This is a genomic window from uncultured Ruthenibacterium sp., from assembly GCF_963558415.1.
Lineage (GTDB): Bacteria > Bacillota > Clostridia > Oscillospirales > Ruminococcaceae > Ruthenibacterium.
On sequence record NZ_CAUWGY010000104.1, the window covers coordinates 1 to 7,302 of the forward strand.

Below are 7,302 nucleotides of genomic sequence, written 5' to 3' on the forward strand. Positions count from 1 at the left end.
CTGTGAGGCCGCGCTCTATCTTGCGAAAAAAGGATACGCGGTGGAGTTATATGAACAGAAGCCGCATAAGTTTTCACCGGCGCACAAAAACAGTGGGTTTGCAGAACTGGTATGTTCCAATTCTCTGAAAGCGGATCGGCTGGACTCTGCTTCAGGACTTTTAAAAGAAGAGATGAAGCTATTGGGAGACAGCCTGCTGCAAGCAGCACATCAGTGCCGTGTTGCGGCTGGCGGAGCGCTAGCAGTAGACAGAGAAGCATTCAGTCGGACGGTTACAGATCTGGTTAAGTCTACACCGGGGATAGAAATTCGGTATGAAGAAGTTCGGTTTGTGGGAGAGACACGTCCTGATACGCTTACAATTGTGGCTACAGGGCCTCTCACAGAAGGAGACTTGGCAAAAGATATCGCCAGGCTGACCGGAGGACAGGAGCTGTCTTTTTACGATGCTGCGGCTCCAATTGTAACGGCAGAAAGTCTCAATATGGACCGAATCTTTGCAGCATCCAGATATGGACGAGGAGAGGCGGATTATCTCAATTGCCCGTTTGACAAAGCGGGATACGAGGCTTTCCATGAAGCTCTGCAGCATGCCGAGCGAGCGGAACTGCATTCGTTCGATGGGGATTTGACAGTCTATGAAGGCTGTATGCCCATAGAGGTGATGGCGGGCCGTGGAGCCGACACCATGCGGTATGGTCCGCTCCGCCCGGTGGGTTTGATTGACCCGCACACTGGTCATCGGCCGTGGGCCAATGTGCAGCTTCGTGCAGAAAATACAGAACGTAGCATGTATAATTTGGTGGGATTTCAAACCAATTTGAAATTTGGTGAACAGCAGCGCGTATTTCGCATGATTCCTGGTTTGGAGAATGCCGAATTTGTACGGTATGGAGTAATGCACAGAAATACGTTTTTGAACAGTCCGATCCTTTTGGGACCGGATCTTGCGCTGCGGGCCTATCCAAATGTGTTTTTTGCGGGTCAAATCACAGGTTTTGAGGGATATGTAGAGAGTATGGCGAGCGGGCTTTTGGCTGCACGTGCGGTGGAAGCTCGGCTGATGAAAGCTCCCATTCCGAGCTATCCTGAAGAAACCATGTGTGGTTCTTTGCTGCGGTATATTGCCACTCCTACGCGGGATTTCCAACCAATGGGTGCGAATATGGGCCTTCTTCCGCCATTGGAAGAGCGTGTGCGTGATAAGCGCAAACGTTATGAAGCTCTTGCGCAAAGAGCCATGAAGGCCATGCAAGAATCGTTTGGATGAATGGAAAAAAGAAGAATGGCGGCGCCTCGCGGTGTAACGCCTTGCGGGACGTCACCATTTTTCTTTGTTCCAAGATTAAAATGGAAGAGAGGAAACCAATTATGACAATCATTATCGATGCGATGGGTGGCGACAACGCACCCGTAGAGATCCTAAAAGGAGCAGCGCAAGCGGTTCGTGAATATGGTGTGTCTATCATTGCTGTGGGAAACGCACAGAAAATTGAGAAGGCCGTACGTGACAACAATTTGGATTTGAGTGATATCACGGTGGTCAATGCCACGGAAGAAATATCTATGTGTGACGAGCCGACGGCTGCAATCCGCCATAAAAAGGATTCTTCTATGGTAGTAGGCCTTCGGATGCTGGCGGAGGGAAAAGGAGATGCATTTGTATCTGCCGGTTCAACGGGAGCATTGCTGGCAGGAGCTACTTTGATTGTGAAGCGACTGAAAGGGGTTAAGCGTCCCGCTATCGGAACGGTAATTCCAGGAGCCAACCATCCGTTTCTCCTTTTGGACTCAGGGGCCAATGTAGAATGCCGTCCGGAGATGTTAGACGCGTTTGCCACGATGGGAAGCGTGTATATGGAAAAGGTATTGGGTGTGCGAGATCCCAAGGTAGCACTGGTGAACAACGGCGCAGAAGAGACAAAGGGAACGCCAAATTATGTTGCGGCGCACGCTTTGCTGAAAGAAAATAAGAACATTCACTTTGCGGGAAATGTGGAGCCGAAGGATATTCCTCAGGGAGACGTAGACGTAGTGGTTTGTGACGGATTTACGGGAAACGTAATCCTGAAGCTTACAGAAGGACTTGCTAAAATGCTGGTCGGCCAGATTAAGGGCGTGTTTTTGAAAAATATCTGGACGAAACTGGCTTTTCTGGCGGTAAAGAGCGGCATGAAAGATTTTAAAAAGAAACTGGACGCTGACGAGTATGGTGGCGCATTGATGATGGGCGTGCAGCATCCGGTGATTAAAGCACACGGTTCCTCTAATGCAAAGGCGTTTAAAAATGCTATTCGACAAGCCAAGGCATGTGTAGAGGGGAATGTAGTGCGGACTATGGCAGATAAATTGGCACAGACCTTATCCGACGAAGCGGAGGGCTAAGCCATGAAGGATTTAAAAGAACTGGAGAAAACCCTGAGATACACTTTTAAGGATCCGTATTTACTTCAGACTGCGCTGACACATACCTCTTTTGCCAACGAAGCACGTCACGGAACAAAACACAACGAGCGTCTTGAGTTTTTAGGCGATTCGGTTTTGTCAATTGTGGTGGCGGATTATTTGTTCACTCATAAGGATATGCCCGAAGGAGAACTGACCCGTATGCGCGCCAGTTTGGTGTGTGAAGCGGCTTTGTTTGAATTCGCCCAGCAAATTGACTTGGGTAGTTATCTTCGCCTTGGAAAAGGAGAGGAAATGGGAGGCGGCCGGCACCGGCCGAGTGTGGTTTCCGATGCGTTTGAAGCGGTAATTGCCGCATTATATTTGGATGGTGGCATTGAAGTAGCGCGTCAATTTATTTTGCCGTTTGTCACACGAGCGTTGACGGATGAAGCCGCAGAGGAAGACTACAAAACTCGCCTGCAGGAAATCGTACAGCAAAATCCGGAAGAAAGGCTTCGTTATGTAGTTGTGGGAGAGTCTGGACCCGATCATGACAAACATTTCGAAGTAGATGTCTATTTGAATTCCAATGCCGTCGGACACGGTGAAGGTCATTCCAAAAAGCAGGCAGAACAGGCTGCTGCGAAAGAGGCATTGTCTTTGATGGGATATTGAGAATGCTTTGGTTCCGAAAGGGGAAGCTATGTTTTTAAAAGCACTTGAGATTCATGGATTCAAGTCCTTTCCGGACCGGACGAAAATTACCATTGATCGTGGAATTACTGCGGTGGTGGGACCGAACGGTTCTGGAAAAAGTAATATATCAGATGCCATCCGTTGGGTGTTGGGCGAAACCAGTGCCAAACAGCTTCGCGGTGGCGGAAAAATGGAAAATGTTATTTTCGGCGGAACGCAGTCGCGCAGTGCGATGGGGTTTGCCAGTGTCAATCTTTATATTGATAATACGGATCGGCGCATTGAGGTAGACTCGGACGAAGTCGTGATAGGACGCAAATATTACCGCTCCGGCGACAGCGAATATTCGGTGAATGGGCAAAATGTTCGGCTGAAAGATATTTATGAAATGTTTTTAGACACGGGCCTTGGACGGGATGGATATTCTATCATCGGACAAGGTCGGATTGCGGAAATCGTGGGCGCAAAATCCAATGAACGCAGAGAGATTTTTGAAGAGGCGTCGGGAATTGCCAAATATCGCTATCGGAAAAATGAAGCTGAGCGACGGCTTTCTTCTGCCGAGGACAATTTGGTGCGCTTGCGAGATATCTTAGGAGAACTGGAAAGTCGTGTAGGCCCCTTAGAGAAAGAAGCCGACAAGGCAAAGCGCTACTTGGAATTGGCAGAAAAGCGAAAGGGACTTGAGGTCACTCTATGGGTGGACACAGTCCAAAAGGCGCGGGATACCGTACGGGAGGTACAGCGCAAAATTGAGATTGCCAATGCGGATTACGAGCGGGCGACGAGAGACATGGAAGCCATTGATGCCGAGACAGAAGAAATTCGGGCACAGTCTGAGCGATTGATTCGAGAAATAGACCGATGCAATGGCGAGATTCGGGCAATTACAGAACGCATTTCTGGTTCGGACGCCTCTTTGGCAGTATTGCGCAATGACATCGAACACAATCAGGCGACCATCGCTCAAATGGAACAGGAAATCGAGCAAAGCGGAATGGGACGCGAAGCCATTGAAAGAGAAAGGGCTCAGCACCAGACTGCCATTGATGCATGCATGACGGAATTGAGTGCACTCACCCAAAGAGCCGGTGAGTTGGAGGCGCTTTTGACGGATTTGCAAAGCAAAAGCGCGGCCAGCGGCGAACGGCGCGGTGCAGTGGAAGCAAAGCTGGCAGATATGGCTGCGCGCATTACAGATCTGAAAGTCGTGCAGGCTGGAGCCAGCTCTGCCCGAGAGGCCGCACAGACCCGTTTGGAGCATGCACGTCAGGAGCAAGCAGATAATCAAAAATATCTGTCCGATTTGCGGCAAGAGAAAGAGGAGACCGAAGCGTTCCTGAAAGACGCGTTGGAAAAATTGACTCGTCTGGAGAATATTAAAGGCGGCTTAACAATGAAGTTGGACAGCCGCAAAAGGGCTCTTCAGGAAGCGGATGATGCTGAGCAAAAACTGGGACGCGATATTGAGAACGCTTCTCAGCGCATTACTCTGCTGCGCGATTTAGAGCGGAACATGGACGGTTACCAAAGCAGTGTAAAAACGGTTATGCGGGCGTCGGAGCATCGCCGCCTACGCGGAATTATCGGTCCGGTTTCCAGCATCTTAACGGTGAAATCCGGCTACGAGGTAGCAATCGAAACGGCGTTGGGATTTGCTTTGCAGAACATTGTAGTAGAAAATGAATCTGCGGCAAAAGCGGCGATGGCGTTTCTGAGAGAAGAAAAAGCCGGCAGAGCTACTTTCCTTCCTCTGGATACCATGCGTCCTTCGCATTTTGATGCTTCCAAGTTAAGCGGAAGTGCAGTAAAAGCCAGCAGTCTAGTGGAGTACGATAGCCGCTATGAAAATGTGGTATCCAACCTATTAGGACGTATTGTGGTGGTGGATGACATCAATGAGGCATCGCGCGTAGCGCGAAGCTTGGATTACCGGAACCGAATTGTGACTGCAGACGGTCAGGTGATCAATGCGGGCGGCTCCTTTACCGGCGGCAGCGTATCGCGTTCGGCGGGCCTGTTTAGCCGGAAACAGGAAATCGCGGATTTAAAACAACGGCTGGCCGAGATGGAAAAGAAACGGGATACGGCACAGGAGCGCACGGATGCGGCAAAGGCTGAAGTGGACAAGTTATCTGCTGAATTGAACGCCACGGAGAGCGAAGCAATTACGGTAAGCGGTGACAAGATTCGCGGTGAAGTGGAAAGCAATCGAATTGCAACGGCGCTTTCACAAGCCGAAGCCGCAGCAGAACTGTTGAATGCTGAATGCGAAAAATTGGAAAGTCAGATTGCCCAAAGTAAGCAGCAAGAAATGGATGCCTCAGAAAAACTCATGCAGTTGCATGAGGATACAAAACATCTTGAGGCGGAACTGGAAACCATTGCAGGGTCGGACGATTCTTTTTTGAATACGCGTTCCAGGCTATCGGATGAATTGTCTGAAATCAAATTAAAAAAATTGGCTACCGAAAAAGATGTGGAAAGCCATCAAACTGCAATGAGTAATCTGGAGAGTCGCACGGGTGAAAGCGAAGAGCGTGTGCGTCAGCTCCGAGAGAACATTTCGCTTTTGCAAGCCCAGAATTTGCAGCGGGAAGAGCAAATGAGCGCCATGAAGCAGGAAGTAGCGCAAAGCCGTGAACAAATTGCTGAATTTGAGAAGGCCATTCAAAGTGCGTCCCAACAGCGTATTGAAAAAGAAGGCGAAATTACTCAGCAGAGCACTCGGCTGCGCAAGTTGACCGACGAAAGAGAAGCATTGGGCCGGGAAACTGCTCGACTGACGGAACAGAAAGAAGCAAAGGATTCAGAATACGAGCAGACGGTGTCCAAGCTCTGGGATGAATACGAGTTGGGCCTTTCTGAGGCACAGGCGCTGTGTGTGCCGTTTGAGAGTATTACAGAACTTCGACGTAACGTAACAGAAGTGCGTGGCAAAATTCGTGCACTCGGAAACGTAAACGTGGGAGCGATTGATGAATATGCAGAAGTCAGCAAACGCTATGAGTTTTTGCGTGACCAGGTGGCAGATGTAGAGAAAAGCAAGGCGGAACTTTTGCGCATGATCACAGGCCTTTCGGAGGAGATGCGCGTGATGTTTAGCGAAAGCTTTGCATTGATCAATCGAAATTTTGCGCGTATTTTTACGGAATTGTTTGGCGGCGGTACAGCGCGGCTATATCTAGAAGATGAGGCAGACGTGCTGGAGAGCGGAATCGGTATTGAGGTCTCTCCGCCGGGTAAAATCATTAAAAATTTGTCTGCATTGTCCGGCGGCGAACAGGCACTGGTGGCGATTTCCATTTATTTTGCGATTTTGGCGGTTAATCCGGCTCCTTTCTGTGTGCTAGATGAGATTGAAGCAGCACTGGATGATGTGAATGTCACACGTTACGCACAATATTTACGTCGTATTTGCGATGAGACACAGTTCATTGTAATCACGCATCGACGTGGTACTATGGAAGAGGCAGACGTTTTATATGGCGTGACCATGCAGGAGGACGGAGTATCTAAAATATTACGCCTCGATGTGAAAAATGTGGATGCGAGCTTGGTCTCCTGAATGAATTTTCACAAGAATGGAGTGTAAAACATGGGCTTTTTTGATAAATTGGGCGCCAGCCTGAAAAAAACCAGAGATTCGATTTTTGAGACCATTGGCAGTATGGTTACAGCCAGTGAGATCACTGAAGATATGTACGATGATCTGGAAGAGCAGTTGATTTTAGCGGACACGGGCGTAGATGTGGCTATGGACCTCGTGGAGCGTCTTCGCAAAAAGGTGCGCAGCGAGCATTTAAAAACAGGCGAACAGGCTTTGGCGGCGTTGAAAGAACTGATCCGTGACATGTTGGCCGCGGATGCAGAGATGGACTTGTCCGGAAAACCAGCGGTGATATTGGTAATTGGCGTCAATGGAGTTGGAAAAACTACGTCTATTGCAAAACTTGCGCATCTCTATCGGGAACAGGGCAAAAGCGTCCTGCTGGCGGCAGGAGATACCTTCCGTGCTGCGGCCGCTGAACAGCTAGGCGTTTGGGCCGAACGGGCCGGTGTCCCGATGGTGCGTCACAATGAGGGAGCAGATCCAGCGGCGGTTGTTTTTGATGCGGTGCAGTCTGCTGCGGCAAAGAAAATCGACATTGTCATTTGTGATACGGCAGGGCGGCTTCATAACAAGAAAAATTTGATGGCGGAACTATCTAAAATCAG

Annotated in this window: 5 protein-coding genes; all 5 read left to right on the forward strand. The window is 49.4% G+C overall.

Features of this window, described 5'->3' with window-relative positions:
• A partial coding sequence (gene trmFO / locus AB5H98_RS12160; RefSeq protein ID WP_367926162.1) for a methylenetetrahydrofolate--tRNA-(uracil(54)-C(5))-methyltransferase (FADH(2)-oxidizing) TrmFO occupies positions 1-1,270 on the forward strand: 1,270 nt, incomplete at its 5' end.
• Between the two features lie 101 nt (positions 1,271-1,371).
• Complete coding sequence (plsX, locus tag AB5H98_RS12165; RefSeq protein ID WP_367926163.1) at positions 1,372-2,385, forward strand: phosphate acyltransferase PlsX; 1,014 nt, start codon at positions 1,372-1,374, stop codon at positions 2,383-2,385.
• Positions 2,386-2,388: 3 nt separating this feature from the next.
• On the forward strand, positions 2,389-3,063 hold the full coding sequence (gene rnc, locus AB5H98_RS12170; protein WP_367926164.1) for a ribonuclease III: 675 nt from the start codon (positions 2,389-2,391) through the stop codon (positions 3,061-3,063).
• A gap of 28 nt (positions 3,064-3,091) precedes the next feature.
• Positions 3,092-6,652 (forward strand): chromosome segregation protein SMC, encoded by a 3,561-nt coding sequence (smc, locus tag AB5H98_RS12175; RefSeq protein WP_367926165.1) that lies wholly within the window; start codon positions 3,092-3,094, stop codon positions 6,650-6,652.
• A 30-nt stretch (positions 6,653-6,682) separates the two neighbouring features.
• The coding region (locus tag AB5H98_RS12180; protein ID WP_367926166.1) for a signaling recognition particle receptor family protein at positions 6,683-7,302 on the forward strand (620 nt) is incomplete at its 3' end.